Origin of the sequence: Burkholderia sp. KCJ3K979, from assembly GCF_016759955.1 — a bacterium.
Classification (GTDB): Bacteria; Pseudomonadota; Gammaproteobacteria; order Burkholderiales; family Burkholderiaceae; genus Burkholderia; species Burkholderia orbicola.
The window spans coordinates 1-276 of the sequence record NZ_JACFYV010000508.1; the positions used below are offsets into that span (position 1 = coordinate 1).

The 276-nt window shown below is 68.5% G+C and carries 1 pseudogene; it reads right to left on the reverse strand.

The features are described 5' to 3' along the window. Positions 1 to 276, reverse strand: a pseudogene (locus tag H3O04_RS35850) (efflux transporter periplasmic adaptor subunit); the annotation flags it as partial.

Genomic DNA, 276 nt, shown 5'->3' on the forward strand with positions numbered 1-276 from the left:
TCAGACGGCCGCTCTGCACGTCCTGACGCAGCTTCAGCCCTTCGAGGCTCGACTGCGTGAGGTCGACGTACACCGGATCGAGCTGCTGCACGGTCGACATCAGCGTCGCCTGGCTCGCCTGCACGTATGCGCCCGGCGTCACTTGCGAAATGCCGACGCGGCCGCTGATCGGCGACACGACGTCCGTATAGCCGAGGTTGATCTGCGCGGTATCGACCGCCGCCTTGCCGGCCGCGACGTCCGCCGCGGCCTGGCCTTGCGTGGCGACCGCGTTGT